At 39.6% G+C, this 20,859-nt stretch carries 19 protein-coding genes; 13 read left to right on the forward strand and 6 right to left on the reverse strand.

Annotated features, from left to right (window positions below):
• From corA to WBM49_RS09435, 3 genes are all read left to right on the forward strand, one after another.
• Positions 1-1,089, forward strand: coding sequence for a magnesium/cobalt transporter CorA (corA, locus tag WBM49_RS09425; protein WP_424371797.1), 1,089 nt, complete (start codon positions 1-3; stop codon positions 1,087-1,089).
• Between the two features lie 77 nt (positions 1,090-1,166).
• Complete coding sequence (locus tag WBM49_RS09430; RefSeq protein ID WP_424371798.1) at positions 1,167-2,036, forward strand: alpha/beta hydrolase; 870 nt, start codon at positions 1,167-1,169, stop codon at positions 2,034-2,036.
• 85 nt (positions 2,037-2,121) lie between these two features.
• Entirely contained in the window at positions 2,122-2,862 is a 741-nt protein-coding gene (locus tag WBM49_RS09435; RefSeq protein ID WP_424371799.1) for an alpha/beta hydrolase, read from the forward strand.
• Positions 2,863-2,907: 45 nt separating this feature from the next.
• On the opposite strand, the gene cysM is transcribed toward WBM49_RS09435, so the two are convergent.
• Together cysM and epsC are read right to left on the reverse strand one after the other, a co-directional pair.
• On the reverse strand, positions 2,908-3,792 hold the full coding sequence (cysM, locus tag WBM49_RS09440) for a cysteine synthase CysM (RefSeq protein WP_424371800.1): 885 nt from the start codon (positions 3,790-3,792) through the stop codon (positions 2,908-2,910).
• On the reverse strand, positions 3,782-4,573 hold the full coding sequence (epsC, locus tag WBM49_RS09445; protein ID WP_424371801.1) for a serine O-acetyltransferase EpsC: 792 nt from the start codon (positions 4,571-4,573) through the stop codon (positions 3,782-3,784). Before epsC ends, cysM begins: the two co-directional genes overlap by 11 nt.
• Positions 4,574-4,668: 95 nt before the next feature.
• Here epsC and WBM49_RS09450 point away from each other — a divergent pair, with 95 nt between their 5' ends.
• Positions 4,669-5,349 carry a DUF2461 domain-containing protein gene (locus tag WBM49_RS09450; protein WP_424371802.1) on the forward strand — a complete coding sequence of 227 codons (681 nt, stop codon included), beginning with the start codon at positions 4,669-4,671 and terminating at the stop codon, positions 5,347-5,349.
• Here WBM49_RS09450 and WBM49_RS09455 read toward each other — a convergent pair.
• Both WBM49_RS09455 and WBM49_RS09460 read right to left on the reverse strand, forming a co-directional pair.
• Positions 5,341-5,748, reverse strand: a complete 408-nt coding sequence (locus WBM49_RS09455) for a glyoxalase (RefSeq protein WP_424371803.1) — start codon at positions 5,746-5,748, stop codon at positions 5,341-5,343. The two genes, WBM49_RS09450 and WBM49_RS09455, sit on opposite strands and share 9 nt — an antisense overlap.
• A gap of 95 nt (positions 5,749-5,843) precedes the next feature.
• Complete coding sequence (locus WBM49_RS09460; RefSeq protein WP_424371804.1) at positions 5,844-6,365, reverse strand: 5' nucleotidase, NT5C type; 522 nt, start codon at positions 6,363-6,365, stop codon at positions 5,844-5,846.
• A 216-nt stretch (positions 6,366-6,581) separates the two neighbouring features.
• Between WBM49_RS09460 and WBM49_RS09465 the strand changes: the two genes are divergently transcribed.
• A complete protein-coding gene (locus WBM49_RS09465) occupies positions 6,582-6,980 on the forward strand; it encodes an acyl-CoA thioesterase (RefSeq protein WP_424371805.1) in 399 nt (132 codons plus the stop codon).
• Here the strand turns inward: WBM49_RS09465 and WBM49_RS09470 are convergent.
• Positions 6,977-8,266 (reverse strand): dipeptidase, encoded by a 1,290-nt coding sequence (locus tag WBM49_RS09470; protein WP_424371806.1) that lies wholly within the window; start codon positions 8,264-8,266, stop codon positions 6,977-6,979. The genes WBM49_RS09465 and WBM49_RS09470 overlap by 4 nt on opposite strands.
• A gap of 127 nt (positions 8,267-8,393) precedes the next feature.
• Between WBM49_RS09470 and WBM49_RS09475 the strand changes: the two genes are divergently transcribed.
• The 6 genes from WBM49_RS09475 to WBM49_RS09500 are packed head-to-tail and all read left to right on the forward strand — an operon-like array spanning position 8,394 to position 17,722.
• On the forward strand, positions 8,394-10,142 hold the full coding sequence (locus WBM49_RS09475) for an ATP-binding protein (protein WP_424371807.1): 1,749 nt from the start codon (positions 8,394-8,396) through the stop codon (positions 10,140-10,142).
• Positions 10,143-10,154: 12 nt separating this feature from the next.
• Entirely contained in the window at positions 10,155-10,520 is a 366-nt protein-coding gene (locus tag WBM49_RS09480; protein WP_424371808.1) for a response regulator transcription factor, read from the forward strand.
• 3 nt (positions 10,521-10,523) lie between these two features.
• Entirely contained in the window at positions 10,524-12,677 is a 2,154-nt protein-coding gene (locus WBM49_RS09485; RefSeq protein WP_424371809.1) for a HEAT repeat domain-containing protein, read from the forward strand.
• Positions 12,677-14,104 (forward strand): glycosyltransferase family 2 protein, encoded by a 1,428-nt coding sequence (locus WBM49_RS09490; RefSeq protein WP_424371810.1) that lies wholly within the window; start codon positions 12,677-12,679, stop codon positions 14,102-14,104. The genes WBM49_RS09485 and WBM49_RS09490 overlap by 1 nt, the downstream gene beginning before the upstream one ends.
• Positions 14,105-14,106: 2 nt before the next feature.
• Entirely contained in the window at positions 14,107-16,482 is a 2,376-nt protein-coding gene (locus WBM49_RS09495; protein ID WP_424371811.1) for a sulfatase-like hydrolase/transferase, read from the forward strand.
• 13 nt (positions 16,483-16,495) lie between these two features.
• Positions 16,496-17,722, forward strand: a complete 1,227-nt coding sequence (locus WBM49_RS09500; protein WP_424371812.1) for a YaiO family outer membrane beta-barrel protein — start codon at positions 16,496-16,498, stop codon at positions 17,720-17,722.
• Between the two features lie 458 nt (positions 17,723-18,180).
• Here the strand turns inward: WBM49_RS09500 and WBM49_RS09505 are convergent, their stop codons facing one another.
• Positions 18,181-19,044, reverse strand: coding sequence for a sigma-70 family RNA polymerase sigma factor (locus tag WBM49_RS09505; protein ID WP_424371813.1), 864 nt, complete (start codon positions 19,042-19,044; stop codon positions 18,181-18,183).
• Between the two features lie 205 nt (positions 19,045-19,249).
• On the opposite strand from WBM49_RS09505, the gene WBM49_RS09510 reads away from it, so the two are divergent.
• A complete protein-coding gene (locus WBM49_RS09510; protein WP_424371814.1) occupies positions 19,250-19,780 on the forward strand; it encodes a DUF6155 family protein in 531 nt (176 codons plus the stop codon).
• A gap of 3 nt (positions 19,781-19,783) precedes the next feature.
• On the forward strand, positions 19,784-20,713 hold the full coding sequence (locus tag WBM49_RS09515) for a 2-hydroxyacid dehydrogenase (protein ID WP_424371815.1): 930 nt from the start codon (positions 19,784-19,786) through the stop codon (positions 20,711-20,713).
• The last annotated feature ends 146 nt before the right edge of the window (positions 20,714-20,859 follow it).

The following is a 20,859-nucleotide window of genomic DNA, read 5'->3' on the forward strand; positions in this document are numbered from 1 at the left end:
ATGATTAAGTTGCAATTACCTATTAAACTGCAAAATAAAAAGAAATCAAGGATCCATAAGAAATTAGGGAAGGCCCCTGGTACCATTACGTATATGGGCGATCGGGATCATTCAATAAGTACGTTGGATGTAATCGCTTATTCCGATGATTCGTTGGAAGAATACAGTCCGGTGAATGTAGATACACTCTTGGAAGATAAGAGAGATCAAATAAAATGGATTAATCTGGTAGGCCTCAGCGATGAAGGCTTTATCGAAAAATTAGGAAAAGTATTTCAACTTAATTCATTGGTGCTTGAAGACGCTATACAAACGGAACAACGGCCCAAGATAGATGAATATGAAACATATATTTTTGGAGTCTTTAAGATGCTTTACCTGGACGAGGGGCAGAATGTTGTAGCAGAACATGTAGCTATTTCTTTATTTAAAAAAGAGGTACTCGTTTTTCAGGAATTAACTAGAGACGTTTTTGATGGCGTCAGGCAACGCTTGAGGGGCCATCAAGGTCGAATCAGGGGTAAAGGTGCAGACTATTTGTTCTTTGCCTTATTGGACGCCATCATCGATAATTATTTTATGATCCTTGAAAATATTAGTGAACGAATGGAATTGCTGGAAGAAGAAGTGTATCAAAAGCCAAAACCCAAAACGGCACATAAAATACAGGAGCTGAAAAAAGAAGTATTGCGGATTAGGAGATATATTGCTCCTGTAAGGGAGTTGGTAGGCCGACTAATAGACACAGAACATCCCTTGATCACCAAGGACACTAAATTGTATTTAAGGGATGTACTGGATCATTGTGTAGAGATCAATGATATGCTTCAAATTTATCGTGAAATGGTCATGAGCCTTATGGAAATGTACATGAGTAATGTTAGCAATAAAATGAATGAGGTGATGAAGGTGCTAACAGTGATGGCCTCTATATTTATTCCACTTACGTTTATTGTGGGCATCTATGGAATGAACTTTGACAATATGCCTGAACTACATATGGAAAATGGTTATTTCATTGTTTTGGGTGCTATGTTCTCGATCCTGATATTAATGCTCTTATATTTTAAAAGAAAGAACTGGATCTGATCGAATATAGGGAACACCAAAAGAGCTCTGAAAGCTGCTTTACTAATATTTTGTAAATTCAACAGAAATAGTCTTATATGCCATATTGGGGATATCTTTTAATCTTACTGCTCGCTGCTTATTTCCTAATAAGTTTGTTGCTGTATATATTACAGGACTACCTGCTATTTAAACCAGAGAAATTGCCAGCCGATTTTCAATTTTACTATGAACATCAGGAAACAGAGGAATACAATGTAGAAACCCGGGATGGTGCAGTGATCAATGGCTTGAGATTTAAAGCGAAAAATCCCAAGGGCATTGTCTTCTATCTAAAAGGAAATTCTAAAAGTATTAAAGGCTGGGGAAAGTTTGCAGTAGATTTTACGAGACATGGGTATGATGTATTAATGGTAGATTACCGTGGTTTTGGGAAGAGTACAGGAAGGCGTACCCAAAAAGCGGTAAAAAGAGATATGCAGGTAGTTTATGACAAGATTAAGCAGAAGGTAGATGAAAAGTATATTATTCTTTATGGTCGATCCCTTGGTTCGGGATTTGCTACTAAGTTAGCATCTATGAACAATCCCAGAATGCTTATTCTAGATGCTCCGTATTACAGTTTAAAGAAGGTAGCTAAGAAATATATACCATTTATGCCCCTGTCCCTGTTATTGAAATTTCCCATGCCCACTTATAAATGGTTAAAATACGTGAATTGCCCTATTCATATCATACATGGTACAGATGATAATCTTATCCCTTATAAGACCAGTGTAAAACTCTCGAAGATTAAGCCAGTACAAACCACCTTATACACTGTAATCGGAGGGGGGCATAAAAACTTAAACACCTTCGAATCCTACCATAAAATGCTCAGTGATATTATCACATCGAATACTAAAAAAGTAAGCCTGGATGGAACTAGTATAAAGGTAAAACACAACCTCTCCGAGCCCCATGCGTAAAATAAACCGGGTACTGGCAGCTTTTTTTGCCTGTATTTTAACACTACTAGTTATGCTATATTTTTTACAGGAAAAATTAATTTTTTTGCCCAGCAAATTACCAGCTGATTATATCTTTTCTTTTGACGAATCTTTTGAGGAATTCTATATCTCTACAGATGATGGAGCAAAACTGAATGCCCTGCATTTCAAAAATAAAAACCCACATGGTGTTATCCTATATTTTCACGGAAATGCCGGAGATCTTTCTCGTTGGGGGCAAGAAGTTCAGTTTTTGGTAAAGCTACATTACGATGTAGTAGTGATGGATTACAGGACATATGGCAAAAGTACCGGCACCCTTAGTGAATCTGCACTATTAAAGGATGCCAGGTTATTCTATGATTATGTTGCATCTCAATACTCCGAGCAGGAAGTTATTATTTATGGCAGGTCACTTGGATCTGCCATGGCCTCCTACCTGGCGGCTACCGTATCTCCCTCTTTACTCATTTTAGAGACCCCGTTTTACAGTTTGTTGGATGTGGCACAAAACAGGTTTCCAATACTACCTGTAAACTCCTTATTAAAGTATCAATTTAAGTCGCACCAGTATTTACAAGAGGCACATTGCCCTATTGTCATTTTTCATGGGGATAAAGATGGTGTGGTTCCTTTAGCCTCGGCTAAAAAACTTTATCAGAGCCTGGATGGAAAAAATGTCAAATTTATAGTAATAGAAGGAGGGGAGCACAATGATCTAAGTAGTTTCCCTAGGTATAAAAACACCATAACTTCCCTGTTAATTCCTGAGAAGACAAGGAGGTCTTACCCGGTAAAAAAATAAATGCTTTGCCTTATGGCAACAACTTTATAAGAGCCGGATAGAAATTCAATCAAAAAGATCGGAAGATAAATAACGGTCTCCTCTATCGCATATGATAGAAACTATAACGCCCTGCTCTAATTCACCCGCCAACTTTAGCGCTGCAGCCGTTGCACCCCCACTACTCATCCCGGCAAAAATTCCTTCTTCTTTGGCAAGTCGTTTAGCCATTAACCTGGCTTCCTGCTCACTAACCTCTAATATACGGTCAACCTTATTGGCATCAAAGATCTTAGGTAGATACGCTTTCGGCCATTTTCGAATCCCAGGGATACTGGCCCCGTCAGAAGGCTGTACGCCAACAATCTGAACAGATTGCTGCTTCTCCTTTAGATAGGTTGAAGTCCCCATGATGGTCCCTGTAGTGCCCATAGAGGACACAAAATGCGTAACACTCCCCTGAGTATCTCGCCAAATTTCGGGCCCTGTAGTTTTATAATGTGCTTTCCAGTTATCCTCATTTGAAAATTGATTGATCATGACATAACTTTCTTCTTTCACCTTTCTTTCCGCATAGTCCCTGGCGCCTTCAATGCCAATATCGGAGGGAGTTAAAGTTACCTTTGCCCCATATGCTCTCATGGTCTGTACCCGTTCCTTGGTGGCATTATCTGGCATAACCAATTCAATTGATAATTCGTAAAGACTGGCGATCATGGCCAGCGCAATGCCTGTGTTCCCGCTGGTCGCTTCTATTAACTGGCTATCCCTGGTAAATGTCCCTCTTTCCAATCCTCTGGTGATCATATTCAGGGCGGCCCTGTCTTTTACACTCCCACCGGGATTCTGACCTTCTAACTTAAACAAAAGGGACACCTTGGGATTGGTATTCAATACTTTAGAAGCTACCAAAGGAGTATTTCCAATAAGATCTATGAGACTATACGCCATTATTAGTTCTGATTTTAATTTCCGGAGAATGAAAGACGGTCGAATTAGGAGCAACAGACTGTGTTAGCCAGGCATTTCCGCCGATGATAGAATTGGCTCCAATGACCGTATCTCCGCCCAGAATAGTGGCATTGGCATAAATGGTCACATTTGTTTCTATGGTAGGGTGTCTTTTGGTGTCACGCAGATCCTTGGCAACATAAAGGGCTCCCAGGGTAACGCCCTGATATATTTTTACATGATCGTGTATTACCGCAGTTTCTCCAATGACCACCCCTGTGGCATGGTCTATAAAAAATGATTTCCCGATCTGGGCACCGGGGTTAATGTCCACGCCAGTCTGACTGTGTGCATATTCGGTCATTAATCTGGGAACTAAAGGGAATTTCTTTTTGTGCAATTCGTGAGCGAGGCGGTAAATAGCGATCGCATAAAAACCAGGATATGCCAGATAAACTTCTTCAATTGATGAAGAAGCAGGGTCACAACTGGCAATAGCCAATGCGTCTAAATTCAGATCTTCCAGCACTGAAGGCAATCTGTGAAGGTAATCGTCCCAAACAGATGCGCAGGATTTTTTAGGATCCCAACAGGCCAGATCTACCAGACAATCGAATTGTCTGGCCAACTCGGGTAAGTTCTTCTCAAAGGGTGTTTCTGAATCAAAGAGGGACAAAAACAACAGATCAGTAAAATCTTCCGTTTCTTTTTTGAGACGGAATTTTAAATTTGGCTGTGTCTTATGCGCCTTAATTTTATCTATGATAGTTTGAGTATCCATTGTTTTTATTTACAAAATAAAATTAACCATTAATTAAAAAGACCCTTCTTCAAAAAGGTTAACTTTAATATAAATCTCACGAATACAAATCAAATATGGACATCAGCAGCATTCAAAAAGAGTCTTTTTTATTTCTAAAGTCCCTGGAGGTTAACAATAACCGGGAATGGTTCAATGATCACAAAGATCAATATAAAGCCCTGGAGGCCGACGTAAAGAAATTTTATCAGCACCTTTTGGAACAAATGCGATTACACGATGATATTGAGCGATTAAAAATGTTCCGTATTTATAGAGACGTGCGCTTTTCGAAAGATAAAACGCCCTTTAAGATCCATTTCGCGGGCTCTTTTTCCAGAGCTGGGAATCGCTTAAGAGGCGGATATTACCTCAGGCTAAAACCAGGAGAGTCATTTATTGCGGCCGGGTTTTGGGATCCTAACAAAGAGGATTTGCTCAGGATAAGGAAAGAGTTAGAGATGGATGCCTCCGATTTTAGAAAGGTAATCCAACAACCTTCGTTTACTAAAACCTGGGGGAACCTGCAGGGAGATGAGCTAAAAACTGCACCTAAAGGCTTTGAAAAGGACCATCCGGATATAGACCTTATCCGAAAAAAACAATTCATTTTTGTAAAGAATTTTACAGATGCAGAGGTATTTGCTAAAGATTTCCTGCAAGTTGCAAACGTTTCCTTTAAAATGATACGTCCTTATTTCGACTTAATGAGTGATATACTTACCACGAATCTAAATGGTGAATCTCTATTAGACTAGTGAAGCGACCTCAAATAACTGAATTTGGTCTTTTATTCTTTCCACGACCATATTCATCATCCTTTTATTGAGGGCTGAGGAATTTTGGATATAGCGTTCATACTCCTCAACGGTGAATTGACCTATGATCATCCCCTTCAATGAGTTCCGTAATTTCATATCCTTTTGAATGGCATGCTCAATGTATTCCAGTCTTTTAGGCAAACCAAGTTCATAAAAAGAATTCTTGTGTTTGTTTGCATAATTTCTGAAAGCGGCGATCAAAAGACCATTCTGAAATTTGATGATGGGCCTTAAAGTAGCATTTTGAAACTGTTCATCCTGACTCATTTCCTGAGTTACCCGGGCGTTTGGAAGCGAAGGACGCAACCTAAGAAGCTCGGTAGATCTATCATTCATCTTAGTAGTTTTAATAAAATTAAATAATACAGTCAGGGGGTTTTTACTTAAGTCAAATACTTGTTAACGGCTTTATAAACAGCAGAAACTATATGTTACAACAGTTCTTTGGCTATTTCTTTCCAGGAGTTAACACGTTCAAAATGGTTGGTGTGTATGTTGTGAGGGGAGGTAAAGATTATCGACCTGCCTTGAAAGTTTTCCAAATTATGACTTCGATCATCAATTAAAATGTCTCCCCGTAAGATCTTTTTATCACCGCACAGAATTCTATTTTTCCAATGTATAAAGGGAAAGTGTTCATCTAGCCATTGATGTTTTTCCAAAAGTGAATTCGGAAATTGCATGGCCGCAGAGGCCACATAGACAAAATGCTTTTTGTTCAATTCTTGCAGTATTTCAATGCTGTCTTCCATGGGTTTTAAATTTCTAAAAAACCCTACTTCATGATAGTGTTGCCAGATAGCATCTTTACGTTCCAAAGGGACTTTTTGCCAGACTTCAAACCCCATACACTCTTCTTTGGTAAGCGATTCATTATAGTTTTTATTATAGTGTTCTATATGAGCGGTGTAGGTGTCTGCCATAACCTCGTCCATGTCTACAAATAGGATCATTTTAAAAGAATTTTAGCAAATTTCCTACTTTCTGAATGATTACGGAAGGTCCTTTTGATTTGTTTAACAAATGATTAAAGCAGTACTGCTGCTTTAAAAATTATGAGTTGACAATTTTAAGGGGATGGATTTATCGGATTCATAAATTAACGCAAGTATTGGCCCGGTAAAGAGGTCAGATATGAAATTGTGGTACTTTTGTATAAAATAGTTCTTATGCGCTTTCATACTAGAAAATGGGTTAAACCTGGTGATCTCAATGCTAATGAGACCTTATTTGGCGGCCGCCTACTCTCGTGGATCGATGAGGAGGCAGTACTTTACAGCATCATACAACTGGAGAACAAAAAGGTGGTCACGAAATACATGTCAGAAATTAATTTTATGAGCACCGCACATCAGGGCGATATCGTTGAAATAGGGATCGAGGTGGTAAAATTTGGGAAGACCTCCTTGGTTTTGAAATGCGAAGCCCGTAATAAAATGAACAGGGAAACCATTCTTACTGTAGACAATATCATTATGGTGAATCTGGGTCCTTCCGGGAAGCCATTGCCTCATGGAAAGACCAAGATTGAATACGTTAAGGACCGTCTGGCAGGGGAGGAAGATTAATTTAGTGCCATTTCCCTGGAAACTGCCTGTACCTCATCTAAAACTCGCAAGAGGTTTTCTCCCCATAGTTTAGCGATATCCTCCTCCGAATACCCACGCTTTACCAGTTCTGTGGTAACATTCAGTGTCTCGGAAGCATCAGACCAGCCCTCAATTCCACCGCCGCCATCAAAGTCGGAACTGATCCCTACATGATCAATCCCAATTAGATCAACCATATAGTCTATATGATCCACAAAATCTGATACGTTAACGGCTTTCGGAACATCTTTTCTTCTAGCTGCCAATTCTTTGCCCATAGCCATTACCTTTGGATAGTTTTCCATAAACTCCCCTTGTTGTTCTTTGGTCAAAGAGCGAAATTGAGATCTTTCGTACCAGGAAAGTCCAAGAGAATCTGCGACCTGCCTGTACAGGTCCTTCATATAGGCCGAATGTGCATTGTCTTTCTCTGTATTTAAATAAGAACTAAAAGCTACCGTTTGAACTACGCCGCCATTTTCCTTGAGCAACAATAATTGCTCATCATCCAGATTTCTACTGTGGTCACAAAGAGCTCTGGCTGAAGAATGCGAAGCAATTATGGGTGCTTTGCTAAGGGAGATCATTTGTATCATTGCTTCCTTGGATGGGTGAGACACATCTATCATTATTCCAACTCTATTTAATTCATTTACAGCATTTTTACCTAGATCACTTAAACCATTATATAGCCAAACACTGTCTGCTTCACCTGTGTTAGAATCCGAAAATTGACTATGGCCGTTGTGGGAAAGTGAGACATAACGGGCTCCCAATTTCTGATATTTTTCAATGTTGGCCAGATCTACACCCATTGGGTAAGCATTCTCAACACCAATCATGGCCACTTTTTTTCCTGCTTTATGGAGGTTCCTTACATCTTCCGAACTAAGGGCAAGTCCTATCTGATCTGGAGCGATCTCTTCACAAAGTCTGTGGATTGCTTCAAACTTTGCCATGGCATTTTCTTCCGCGCGCTGGTAGCCAGCTGCATTTAAGGAATCCTGACCGGTATAAACTATTAACCAGGCCACATCCAGTCCGCCCTCGGTCATTTTTGGCAAATTAACCTGAGTTTCGAGCCGCTGAGTGTAGTTTACACTGTCTGTGAAATTCTTAACGTTGATATCGTCATGCGTATCGATGGTGATGACAGATTCATGGATTCTTTTGGCCTTTGCTGAAAGTTCTTCTTCGGGTTTGTCTTTCGAATCTGCACAAGAGAAAATCGATAAAATGCATAAAAGTTGGATAAAATACCTCATGATGTCTGTTTTTAACCTACAAATAAAGCAATTTGACAACACATTACACACTCTAGGTAACATTTAATTGTGAGCCCCCCCTTAAAGGGGGATTTTAGCAAGGAATTTATTGTCCAAACCCGATACCTTGAAATCTAAAAACCTACTTAGCCAAATCTCAGACTTAGAGATAGCGCTTAACAATTTCTCCTTCGAAGAACTAACCACTAATGAGGCAGGCCTGCTCAAACAATCATTTGACAGGTTCAAGAACGAACTGGAAACCAAAATTTGGGGATCGGCCGCCAAAGACCTTATAAATCCTAAAACTACTAGCAACAGTACATTAAATGGCCGGGATGCACAATTAATAGCCAAGGTAAGTCATGAGATCAGAACACCACTCAATGGGATCATGGGTTTTACGGATCTCCTGAAAGAAGGGGATCTGAACGAAGTACAAAAAGGGCAGGTGAATGCCATAAAGTCTGCCTCTACTACATTGCTGGAGATAATTAATGAATTACTCGAATTTTCAAAACTGGAAGCTGGTTCGGAAGAATTCAATGAACTGCCTTTTAATTTTCACAATCTAATCAAGGAAGTTTCTTATCTCTGTGACACCTTGATCGTTGATAAAAAGATCAGTTTTGAGGTAAAAACAGATCCTAAAATTCCGGAGATATTACTTGGGGATCCATCTAAACTAACCCAGATATTACTAAACTTATTAGGGAATGCCATCAAATTTGTTGAAAATGGTGGTGTCTCCCTCAGTACACGCATTATCAGGATTTGCAATAACAAGGCCACCATAGAATTTATAATTGAAGATACAGGCATTGGGATCTCTCAAGAAGATCTGAAGCATATATTCGACGCATTTAGGCAAGCAGGTCAGCATACCTTCTCAAAATATGGGGGCACAGGACTAGGTCTGAGCATTGTAAAGCAAATTGTTGACAAGCTGGGCGGCACTATTGCTGTAAAAAGCAAACTTCAGCAGGGGACACAGTTTACAATGACGCTAGAGTATTCTATAGGCCAAAAACAATCATTTAAAATGAAAGCAAAATCGGAAAATGCCCAACCCACCGTTGATACGCTTAAGGTGCTTGTCTTTGAAGATAATCCGCTCAATCAATGGCTTATTAAGAAACGCTTGAAAAGCTGGGGCTGTACTTTTTTTGTTACAGAAGATGCCGTAGAAGGACTAAGAATATTAAATCACGAACATATTGATGTGGTTTTTATGGATCTGCATATGCCCGTAGTTGATGGTTACGAGATTACGAGACGGATAAGAGCCAGTGGAGTGCAACGGATTTCAACCGTTCCGGTTATTGCGCTTACGGCCGACTTCACCGCGAAGGATAAAGAGAAAGCCAATCAGGATGGGATAAATGACTTCATCTTAAAACCATATACCCCCGAAGAGCTTTTGGAAAAATTGATTCATTACGGACATTCAAAACCAACATCTACAGAATTTAAAGGCATTTTAAAAGAACCTGATCTTCTCGCTCCCAATGCGGAACAACTTACTAAGCTAGACCTGACTGAGGTCTTGGAAGACTGCATGGGTGAAATTGAGATGCTGCAAGAGTTGGTGGAGCTGTACAAGCGGAATGCCCTGGAATTTATTGGAAAGACAAAACTTCACCTTCAAAATAAGGATGTTGAACAAGTGCAATTTGCCACACATAAACTAAAATCTGGCTTGGCCATGATGAAGACTCAAAACCTTCTTATCCTGGTACAGCAATTACATGAGCATTGCAAGACAGACCAGAATTATGACCAGATGAATTATTTGTTTCAACAATTTGTAAAGGAATATCCTATGGTTGAGTTTGCCCTGGATGCAGAAGTAACCCGATTAAAAAAAGAGCAATAATCTACCCAAGACATGAAAAAAATTCTCTTAGCAGACGATGATGAACTTTTGGCTTCATTGCTTAACTATCGCTTAGACAAAGCAGGTTATAAGGTCCATTGGTCCTGCGATGGCAAAAAAGTGAAGGAACATTTGGAAAAAGAGATACCAGACATTATTGTGAGTGATATAATGATGCCTTATTTCTCTGGTCTGGAACTGGTAGATTTTGTCCGAAATACCCTGAGTTCAAAAGTGCCCATTATTATTATTTCTTCAGCAGGAAATGAGGAGAATGTTCTTTCTGCTTTTGAATTAGGGGCCAATGATTTTATTTCAAAACCGGTGAGCCCTTCAGAATTATTAGTAAGGGTCATGCGAGAATTAAACAAAACATAATTATTGATTAGAGCAGCTTTTATATATCAATCATTTACACTTATTAGTGTCCCAAAGATCCACACGGATCTTTTGTGGGATCTTAGTGTGTTGTTTGGTAGTTTGTGCCTGCTATATTTCGGATTTATATTTTTCTTCAGGAACCGCCTGTCTGCCAAGGCCAAAAACATTGATGTCCGTAGAAAACAATTAACCCCCATCATCAGTAATTTTCTCTTTTATGGCGATGATGCAAGCAAAGAAGAAAAATACGAATACGTTGAATTAAAGGTGGAGATGAGAGAGTTCATCAAAGACCCTATTAATCGCAGTATTTTAAAAGAAATATTGTTAGACCTGCAGCGCGATCTAACGGGAGATTCCCGTGCTCGCTTGTTTACCTTATATCAGGATTTTGATTTACACCTGGATGCCTATCAAAAATTACAGAGCTGGCGTTGGGAAGTGGTAACAAAAGGAATAGTTGAACTCACCCAAATGCAGGTAGAACAGGCGTATACCTTTATCAGGAAATTTATCAACCACAAAAGAAGTGTGATCCGCAAACAGGCACAGATCGCCACTGTTTCATTAAAACCGGAAGGAATCATACACTTTCTGGATACAAATAGATACGCCATTTCCGAATGGCAGCAAATCAAGATTCTGGAAGTACTCCAAGGTCAGGAAGATTTTATTCCACCAAGTTTCGGAGCCTGGCTTACTTCAAAAAACAAGGATGTAGTTCTGTTCTCCCTCAGGCTTATTCGTCATTACAATCAGACCGATGCCAATTGTTCTGTCACAGAGCTTTTAAAACACAGGGATGATGAAATAAAGATAGCGGCCATTGATTGTATCAAGGAGTTTGGGATCAAAGATGCCATTCCTGTGCTTTTGGCAGCGTTTTCAAGATCTAAACGTACCACTAAAATTGCAATCCTGGATGCCCTTGGAGTGCTGGGCTCAGAAGAGATGATCCCAACCTTGTTCAAGATCTGTGAAAAAGAGACCAACTTCAATGTAAAAAGCAAGGCATTAAGTGCTATCAATCACATAAAACCCAATTCAGTACTGCCTAAAGAAAATTTGGATCCTGCCATAAAAGTAGGTCCGGAAACAATCGCTGCTTTAGCGTTAAATGAAATTGAACCAACCACGGAGATGGAAGAAAAGAAAGAGCAGCCCAAGGAAACAATGGAAGAGGAGGTAGTGGTCATAGAAGAAGATAACGAGTATTTGCTGGAGGACCTGGATGTATTTGAGGTTTGCTTTATGGAAGAGCTCAATGAAATTCTGGACCGTTCAGAAATTAGTGATAATTCTATTGAGATTAAATATTTACCGCTGGATTTCCTACCCATCGTAGTTCAAAAACAATCAGACATGGCAAAAAAGAAACAAAAAAAGAGATCGGTTCCCAATTATACGGACCTGGAAGTAATCTTTTATGAGGTTCACCCGGACGAAGCATTCAGAATAGAGTTGGAAAATGTTCTAAGCAGGGTAGAGGTGCCCAATTTGGACGGTAAAATGGAAATAGAATACCTAAATTTTAGATTTGTCCCATTTGTAATTAATGACCAGGAGGATAAAAATAAACTACCTGCTTTACTCAATGAGATCAATGCCATGGAAGTTAACGGGGTTGAAATTGTATTGCCAGAACCGGATAAGGAGGATGATTCTTTTACAGAAGAGCAATCTTCAGCCATGGATATTCAGGAAGAAGATGAGGACACCTGCGCTTTTGTAAACTGGGAAGATCTTGACGAAGAGGTACAAACTGTAGAACACAATGGAGAAGACAAACCCTTACATGAGCATACAGACAAGGCGCCAAAACAAGAGTTTGGATTCAGCATTTTTGAAGAGCTTTTCCGCCATTGTGACACGGAATCTAAACTCATTTTACTAGATGAGATCCTGGACCTCGGGGATGCCAAGGAATTATGTTTTCTGCAAACCTTATTAAAGGACCCCCGGAAAGAGGTTCGCGAAAAGGCAAAAGACATTGCAGCCAAGCTCGATAAGAAGCTGCGAGCTGAAAATAATGAAGAACACACACCTAATGCTATCATAAAATGGGCAGATGGTAAAAAAAAGAAGTCGACTCTGACGTTAAATTTCGATCTCGACAAAATAGAAATCAGTAAACCAAAGCAATTAAAAAAGTAATGGACAACGGCATATTCAACATATTGTTAGAATATCTGAACATCGTTTTTTTGGTGTTCTCGGCGGTATTGTTCGTCTTGTATTTTCTGATGGCCTACCTGGCAACAAGGAATTCCATTCATTACAAACATAAAAATAGTTTCGGTGACATTTCCAAGACTATGGGTTCGCCACTGTCCCCGGGCATTACCATCATAGCCCCAGCTTTCAATGAGGGGTTAACCATTGTAGAAAATGTGAGATCACTCCTTTCCCTACAGTATGTGAATTATGAGGTTATGGTGGTGAATGATGGTAGCAAGGATGATACCCTTCAGAAACTTATTAAGGCCTATCATCTTGAACGAATTAATAAGGATATAGATCCGGAAATAAAATCCAAACCGATCCGTGGGATTTATAAGTCCAACCAAAGATCCTTTTCAAAACTTACGGTGGTAGATAAGATGAATGGAGGAAAATCTGATGCGTTGAATGCCGGGATATATCTGTCGGAGAATAAATATGTAGGATGTATTGATGTAGACTGCCTCATTCAGCCCGATGCTCTTTTACATGTTGTGAAATCGTTTTACCAACATTCTGAAAAACGTGTGATTGCAGTTGGTGGGGTTATTAGAGTGGCTAATTCATGTAAAATTTCCGGAGGTACCCTGGAAGAGATACGCTTGCCTAAAAACTGGCTGGCCAGATTTCAACTACTAGAGTATACACGCTCATTTCTCTTGGGCCGAATGGCATGGGCCAGAATAGATAGTCTCCTGATCATTTCCGGTGCATTTGGTTTTTTTGATCGGGAAATTGCTTTGGCCGTTGGGGGTTATGACACCACAACAGTAGGGGAGGATATGGAAATCATCTTTAGGATGAGACGCCATATGCACGATATTAAAGCGCCCTATCATGTGGCTTATATCCCTGATCCTCTCTGCTGGACCGAGGTTCCCGAAGACATAAAAATATTCATGAATCAACGAGACAGATGGTCTAGAGGTAACCTGGAAACCCTATTTACGCATAAGGATATGTTTTTTAATCCTAAGTACGGCAGACTTGGTATGTTGAGTTACCCCTATTGGTTCTTTTACGAGTGGCTGGCCCCCATTCTGGAATTTCTGGGATGTATTGCGGTCATTGTTTTTTTCTATTTGGGCATATTGAACTGGGACTTTTTTATTGCCATCACCGCTACGATTTATTCATTTTCTATTATGTTTTCTTTCTACGCAATTCTGTGGGAGGTGTATTCATATAATCAATACTCAAAGACCAGGGAAATACTCACCCTAATGTTATTTGCTGTCATAGAACCCATAGTTTTTCACCCCATAGTGGTATGGTCTTCTGTAAGAGGGAATTACAAAAAATTATTCAAGATCAGATCTGGGTGGGGTTCTCAGGTCAGAAAAGGTTTTGCCAAAGCATAAGGATGCAAGTAGATATAAACATAGGAGCAACAAAGAGGGATTTAAAGGATTTCACAAGGCTAGCGTTGTCCTTTTTCCTGTGCCTGGTCTTTCTTGCTCTTTTTCAGAATATTCGGTTATACTGGTCTGGTGTCCTGGATAGTGTACTGAACAAGAGCTTTTTGCTCTTAGTGGTACATCACCTCGGATTTGCTTCTCTAAGTGCTTTGATCCTGGTCTTCTTATTTAACTTTTTGGAACGTATAAAAGCCAATCTGGGATTCAAGACCGTTTCCGTGATTTTACTGCTACTATTGGTAGCAGAGGGAATACTTACGAAATATTATGTGGATTATTATGAGATCTTAGGGGCAGGTTTCTATAAAAGAATACTCAACAATGGTGGACTTGCAATATTATACCCTGTACCTGTTCTTTCTTTGGTGTGTGCAGCCCTAATGTTTATTTTTTATAAGCTAACAGCCAATGTTTATTCACTGATCAACAGAATGTATCCGTTTACGCTCATTCTCTTTAGTCTTTTCCTCGCTACTTTGATCTCCAGAAAGAACCCTATTAATGAGAATAAAACACAATTCCTGCTGTATCATCAGGCAAAAACCTCGCTCGACTTTAATAAATACGAAGGAAACGAGGAATACCCGCTTTTAAAGACCTTTGATCCTCCAAAGGAATTGGCAGAATATTTTTTCTTAGGGGAGAAAATGCCAAATATGGTATTTATAGTAATGGATGGGGTAGGATCGGATTTTGTTGGCGAAAAGGCTGTTTACAAAGACTTTATGCCTTATGTAAACTCATTATTGAAAGAATCATTGTATTGGCCTCATTTTGTGAGTAATACAGGCGAATCAGTAGCTAGTATTCCGTCCGTATTGGGATCCTTGCCCTTTGGTGAAAATGGATTTACCAACAATGCAACCCTCTCAAATAGAGAGACACTTTTTAGCCTTTTAAAAGATAATAATTATCAGACCTCCTTTAATTTTGGCGGCAATAGTTCTTTGGATAATCTGGGAAAATTCTTGTTTGAAGAAGAGATAGATCGCTTGGTCAGCAGAAAGGCTTATGGTCCTTCCTATTCCCAGCAAGAGGCGGATGCAGCCGGTATTTCTCTGGGATATCCAGACGGCGAGCTATTTAGAAAATGGATCGATGATTATCAGAGCACCTATCGCCCAAGGTTGGATGTTTTTCTTACGCTCAGCACAAAAAATCCATTTAAATCTCCAAAAAGTGAGAAATATAGGATGGAGCTTGAAAAGATCCTGAGCACTGCCAATTTGGCCAATAGGAATAAGAGATTGATCAAAAAAAATGACGAAGTATTTGAGAGCCTCTTATACTCAGATGATGCCATCAAAGATTTTTTGGAACGGTATCGGCACAAGGCCGAATTTCAAAATACCATTTTTGTGATCACAGGAAGTCATAATTTAAAGGATCTGCCCCAGGCAGATTATTTGGGACGTTATAAGGTACCGCTACTGATCTATAGTCCACTTTTAAATACATCCTCGCGAATTGGTTCCATGGTAGCCCATACAGACATCCTGCCATCTATAGCGGGTATGTTGCATGCCAGATATGGTATACAGGTTCCAAAAAAGGTTTCCTGGTTAGGAGATGGCCTGATGCATCAAGGATTTTTTAAAACAGATAAAATCATCCCATTATACCGGCACAAGGGGAATATCCAGGATTTTATTAAAGGAAATCATTTTCTATCTGGTTCTTCTATGTACGAGATTGGAGCAGATCTAAGCCTTTTTACTCCTCAAAATGACGATATCGAAAAGTCGATCAAACAAAATTTCCGGGAATTCAAGGCTATTAATACCTATGTGTCTGCTGAGAATAAACTACTACCAAACAATGACGATAATGAACCCAAAACGGATTCATCAGAAAGCAAGTCAGATATGGTATGGATCAACAGTGTTTTTAATAGCGACGATTACGACAAGGCATACAGGACAGCCCGTGATTTGGCCTTAGAAGGAAAGAGCGCGCGCGCATTGCTGCTTTGTAAGTACATTCTGGAAGAGGTTCCGGGTCATGCAGATACTGAAATCCTAATGGGTCGTATCCATGCCTGGAACAAAGAATACACAAAGGCCGCCAACATCCTGGAAACTACCATAAAGAAATACCCTGTATACGCTGATGGGTATTCTGCCTTGCTAGATGTCTATTTCTGGTCCGATACTAATTACAAGGTAGCCGACCTTAAAGAAATGATACGTAAGAATCGTATTGAGAATATGGAGTTGTTAAAAAAGATAAAGCGAGCGGAAGATAAAATGAAGAAGGAACAAACCCTGTTCGATAGTGATAATTTGGGCTTTCTCAATTTTGAAGATGATTTTTATGAGTGAACTAAATAAAATTTTGAAAATTCTAATTCATGGACTGTTGCTGTGCAGTTTTCCATGGCTGATGCATACTCAGGAATCATCGTACTCGGGAGATCCTGATGCTTCGCTGCAACGTGCCATGACCCTGGCCTTTAGCGGGAATAGGGTAGAAGCCAGAGACACACTTCAGAATATCCTATCAGCGTATCCGGAATATACGGATGTACGTACCTTACTGGCAAAGACATATAGTTGGGACGGTAATTTCGAAGAAGCGCGAAAGCATTTTAACCGTATCACCTCAGATGAAAGGCAGCATAAAGATGTATGGATCGGGGCAGTACGAAATGAGATCTATGCTGAAAATAATAATATTGCTTTAGGATTGGTCAACAAGGCATTACTGTATCTGGATCAGGATGCAGATTTGGTAGAACTTAGAACAGAAATATTGCGAAATCTGGAAGGTGAACCTCTTCTTAAAACCGAAGTAAACGTTTCTGAAAAAGGAACGGAGGAAATAAGAAAGTATAAAAATTCGGTTGCCCTCTTTAGTTCTACAGATGTATTCGATGTAGTGTTCGATCCCATGTTTTATTCAGGCATCGAATACATTCACGAAACAGCTGTCGGAAAGGTCATTCCCAGGATTAATTACAGCAATAGATTTGATATAGACGGCATTCAGTATGAACTAGACCTCTATCCAAAATTTTCAAAAACCTTCTATGCTTATTTAAACTATGGATACAGCCAGTCCGAGATCTATCCCACCCATAGGTTTGGCGGTGACCTGTACGCCAACCTTCCAAAAGGAATAGAGGCCTCACTGGGCGCGCGTTATTTATCTTTTACAGATAGTGAGGTAACGATCTATACAGGATCATTAGGACTCTATAAGGGAAACCATTACGTTTCCTTAAGACCGTATGTAACACCCAGGAATAATAGTTCTATAGGGGTGTCTGGAGTGCTTACTGCTAGGAAATATTTAAAAGATGCAGACAACTATATAGGTATTATTGGGGGGATAGGCTTTATGCCAGAATTCCGTCAGTTTTTGGCAAATAGTACATTGATCGCGGAAACTTTATTATTTGTAGAGTCTCAACAACTTATGATGGAGTATCAGTTTTCCTTTAAAAACAATCCATCCTTATACCGTGCCAATCTGGGGATTACCCGTCAAGAACTTATTTTCGCTCCCGGGAATTATTTCTACGCAGTATCTGCTGGCTTGCGATACCAGGTTCGGTTTTGATCTGGCAATAACTACCTCATAAATTGCGTTATATACAACAACTATCTAGCCTTACACCACAAACTATTGTTGAAAAAATAAAGAAAATATATGTTTACTAAGTAATCAATGAGACCCAAGCCTCATTTAACAAACCCAAACTACCATGTTATACGATACCTACGGCGAGGAGTATTTAAATTTCCTCAAGGATTTAAATGAAATTTTAAGTATTAACGAACTAGCTGAACTCGATTACCTATAAAAGTTTAGTTATTCAAGAAAAACCCTACGCAAATGGCAAATCCAAATTATGACAACGCAGCTTATTTAAATTTTATCGAAAATTTAAATGAAATATTAAAAGACTTTGAGATAAGCAGACTTAGTTGCTCTTAAGTGTATTAGTGTATAAATTGTTTCAAAACAAAAAGGGAGCCAATTGGCTCCCTTTTGAATTTAAATTATATACCTTAATCTTAACCCAAATATGCTTTTAGAAGTTTAGAGCGGGTATTATGCCTAAGTTTCCGGATAGCTTTTTCACGGATTTGACGAACTCTTTCTCTGGTAAGGTCAAAGGTCTGACCTATTTCAGCTAATGTCATTGATTGCTGATCCCCAATTCCGTAGTACAATTTTACTACATCGGCTTCGCGGGGAGAAAGCGTATCTAATGCTCTGTTGATTTCTGTATTCAGCGACTGGCGCATGAGTCCGTTATCTGGTTTAGGAGATTCCCCGGACCGCATAACATCATACAAATTAGAATCTTCACCCTCTTTTAATGGGGCATCCATAGATACATGTCTGCCGGCATTCTTCATGGATTGTTTTACCTCACTGACCGTCATATCCAATTCCTGGGCAATCTCCTCTGCAGAAGGTGGCCTTTCATGGGCCTGCTCCAAATAAGAAAATGCCTTTTTAATCTTATTTATAGAGCCAATTTTATTTAAAGGGAGGCGAACTACTCTCGATTGTTCTGCCAATGCCTGAAGGATAGACTGACGGATCCACCATACGGCATAGGAAATAAATTTAAAGCCCCGGGTTTCATCAAAGCGCTTTGCTGCTTTGACTAAACCAACATTCCCTTCGTTAATAAGATCGGGGAGGGTGAGTCCTTGATTTTGATATTGCTTCGCTACGGAAACGACAAAACGCAAATTGGCATTTGTCAATTTCTCTAAAGCCAATTGATCTCCTGCTCTAATAAGCTGAGCTAATTCTACTTCTTCGTTTGCGGTGATCAAATCTATTTTACTGATATCCTGCAAGTACTTATCCAAGGATTTTGATTCTCTGTTGGTGACCTGCTTGATGATCTTTAGTTGCCTCATATATGCTGAATGGATTTAAGAATTACATCTTATCATAATACACTTTTATTCTGTCTTTTCCAAAAGTACCACCCCATTCTTATACATATTTTATGAGAACTTTAGTATTTGAGCACCACAACGGTGAAATAGCCAGTTCATGGGCCCTTTTATCGGGTAATTTGGAATGTAAAAAGTACCTTTGAATCAGATTTAATGCACAAGCATGAGTAAAACTGCCTTAAAAAAGTATCTGGCCGGCCTAAAAAAAAAGGATCTTGAGTTACAGATTCTTGATTTATATGGACGATTTCCTGTGGTTAAGACCTATTATGATTTTGTATTTAATCCGAAGGAGGAAAAACTTATACAGGAGGCTAAGAAAAAAATATCCAACGAATACTTCCCCTTAAAAAGAAAGCGGGCAAAAGCGCGCCGATCTGTAGCACAGAAATATATCAAGCATTTTACAACCTTGGGCATGGAACCTTTTCTTATCGGAGAGTTTATGATTTTTAATCTGGAAACGGCCCAACGATATTCGAAAACCCAAAGGGTGAACGAAGGATTTTACAAAAGCATGCTGCGTTCTTTTAAAGAAGCGGTTCACCATCTCGTATTTCACAGTTTGATTGCAGAGTTCGAAGAACGTATTTTGCGATTCTATCAGGAAGCAGAATTACAAGATTGGCTATTTCAGGACGAATTTGAGCAGCAACTTCAGATGTTGGAAATGGATAAACACAAATACCTATAATTAATGGCGATAGTCCTTATCAGACAAGATGGTAAATTGGATCTTTGGAAGAATGCCTTCTTAGGTCAATATCCAGACCTTCCTGTTTTTCATTATGAAGAACCACATTCCACAGAAGAAGTTACTATGGCCATAGTATGGAAGCACCCAGAGGGCAGCTTGACACACTATCCCAATTTACAATGCATAGCCTCTTTTGGGGCTGGTGTCGATTTTATCTTTGAGGACAATACCCGCCCCAAGAATGTTACCATCACCAGGGTAATCGACCCTGCTTTGGCAGCAGATATGTCCGAATACGTCTTAGGAGTCATTCTTATGTATTTAAAGAATTTGGACACCTACAGGCAAGATCAGGCGAATAAAAGTTGGCGCCCTAAAGCCTACACCAGGATTGCGGACCATACCATTGGGATCATGGGAGCCGGCACTTTGGGTATAACACTTGCCAATAGTTTGCTGCCCCTGGGATTTAAGGTTGTGGGCTGGTCCAGGGAGGCCAAGGAAGTAGAAAACTTTAAAATATACCACGGTCAGGGAGGTAAAACCAACTTTTTAAGGCAGTCTACCATTTTAGTATGTCTGCTTCCCCTAACCGATGCTACTAAAGAGATCTTAGACAAAGAAACCCTTTCACAATTACCCAAAGGTGCCTATCTGATAAACGTAGCCAGGGGCGGGCATTTAGCGGAGAATCAGCTTATACCCTTGATAGATTCAGGGCATTTATCCGGTGCCTGTCTGGATGTATTTCAGCAAGAACCCTTGGAGGAAGGTCATCCTTTTTGGGATCATCCAAAAATTAAGATCACACCGCATGTAGCAAGCGTATCGGACCCGGCCTCTGTGGTACATCAGCTGGTAGAGAATTATTACCGCCTGGAAAAAAAAGTGCCATTGGTCAACACCGTAGATCCTTCTAGAGGCTATTAAAATCAGATTTCAGGGATTTAATTTCTTTTAAGGGAAAAAATCTTCTAGTTTTGCAAAATTGGGGTCTAAGAACCCTTGATCCATTACGCAACCCAAATACATTAACCTTTTTTGCAGATTTCCACAGAAAATATCGAAAAGACTCT

Source organism: Muriicola sp. (genome assembly GCF_049669965.1).
In the GTDB taxonomy this organism is placed as follows: Bacteria; Bacteroidota; Bacteroidia; order Flavobacteriales; family Flavobacteriaceae; genus Muriicola.